This window comes from Blastococcus sp. TF02-8, assembly GCF_003319175.1.
In the GTDB taxonomy this organism is placed as follows: domain Bacteria; phylum Actinomycetota; class Actinomycetes; order Mycobacteriales; family Geodermatophilaceae; genus Blastococcus.
On the sequence record NZ_QOHK01000017.1, the window covers coordinates 1 to 1,993 of the forward strand.

Here is a 1,993-nt window from a genome sequence, read left to right on the forward strand (position 1 = left end):
CGGGTCTGGTGGGGTCGTGTGGGTGGTGACTGGTTGTACGTTGAGAACTGCACAGTGGACGCGAGCATCTTCTGACTCTGGTTTGCAGAGTTTGTTTGTAGGCCCGCACGTCTGTTTCCTTCCGGGGGCAGGTGTGTGGGGTTTTTTGTGTGGCCAAGTTGTTAAGGGCACACGGTGGATGCCTGGGCACCAGGAGCCGATGAAGGACGTAGGAGGCTGCGATAAGCCTCGGGGAGCTGTCAACCGAGCGTTGATCCGAGGATTTCCGAATGGGGGAACCCCGCACCAGTCATGTGGTGTGACCCGCGCCTGAACACATAGGGCGTGTGGAGGGAACGTGGGGAAGTGAAACATCTCAGTACCCACAGGAAGAGAAAACAACCGTGATTCCGTGAGTAGTGGCGAGCGAAAGCGGAAGAGGCTAAACCGATTGCATGTGATAGCCGGCAGGCGTTGTGTGGTCGGGGTCGTGGGACAGTTCAGTCACCTCTGCCGGGGTGGCAGGGAGTCATAAAAGATCGTGTTAGTGGAAGGCCTCTGGAAGGGGTCGCCGTAGAGGGTGAGAGCCCCGTACACGAAAACATGGTCTCTCCCGAGCTTGTTTCCCAAGTAGCACCGAGCCCGTGAAATTCGGTGTGAATCTGGCGGGACCACCCGCTAAGCCTGAATACTCCCTGGTGACCGATAGCGGACAAGTACCGTGAGGGAAAGGTGAAAAGTACCCCGGGAGGGGAGTGAAATAGTACCTGAAACCGTGTGCCTACAAGCCGTGAGAGCCTTAGGATTTCGGTCCGGGGTGATTGCGTGCCTTTTGAAGAATGAGCCTGCGAGTTAGCGGTACGTGGCGAGGTTAACCCGTGTGGGGTAGCCGTAGCGAAAGCGAGTCCGAACAGGGCGACCTGAGTCGCGTGCCCTAGACCCGAAGCCGAGTGATCTACCCATGGCCAGGTTGAAGCGCGGGTAAGACCGCGTGGAGGACCGAACCCACCAGGGTTGAAAACCTGGGGGATGAGCTGTGGGTAGGGGTGAAAGGCCAATCAAACTCGGTGATAGCTGGTTCTCCCCGAAATGCATTTAGGTGCAGCGTCACGTGTTTCTTGCCGGAGGTAGAGCACTGGATGGCTGATGGGCCCCACAAGGTTACTGACGTCAACCAAACTCCGAATGCCGGTAAGTGAGAGCGTGGCAGTGAGACTGCGGGCGATAAGGTTCGTAGTCGAGAGGGAAACAGCCCAGATCATCGGCTAAGGCCCCTAAGCGTGTGCTAAGTGGAAAAGGATGTGGGATCGCAGAGACAACCAGGAGGTTGGCTTAGAAGCAGCCACCCTTGAAAGAGTGCGTAATAGCTCACTGGTCAAGTGGTTCCGCGCCGACAATGTAGCGGGGCTCAAGCACACCGCCGAAGCCGTGGCATTCACACAGTCGCCCGTCGGACTCCTTGAGGGTCCGGCCAGGTGTGTGGATGGGTAGGGGAGCGTCGTGTGGCGGTTGAAGCGGCGGAGGAATCCAGCCGTGGACGCCACACGAGTGAGAATGCAGGCATGAGTAGCGAGAGGGGAGTGAGAACCTCCCCCGCCGGAAGACCAAGGGTTCCTGGGCCAGGCCAATCCGCCCAGGGTGAGTCGGGACCTAAGGCGAGGCCGACAGGCGTAGTCGATGGACAACGGGTTGATATTCCCGTACCCGCGAAGGAACGCCCATGCTGAACCCAGCGATGCTAACCGTCTGACGCTCCTGGACCCACTTGTGGGCGATGGAGTCGAACACGGGACCCGGACTGGTAGTAGGCAAGCGATGGGGTGACGCAGGAAGGTAGTCCTACCGGTGAGTGGTAGTACCGGTGCAAGGGTGTGGCCCGTCCGATAGGTAAATCCGTCGGACATTGTGGGTGAGGCCTGACGCATAGCCGATTGAGGCGAATTGGATGATCCTATGCTGCCGAGAAAAGCCTCTAGCGAGTTCCGAGCGGCCCGTACCCCAAACCAACTCAGGT

At 58.7% G+C, this 1,993-nt stretch carries 1 rRNA gene; it reads left to right on the forward strand.

From position 1 onward, the window contains the following. Window positions 1-151: 151 nt before the first annotated feature. Window positions 152-1,993, forward strand: a 23S ribosomal RNA gene (locus DQ237_RS19270); the annotation flags it as partial.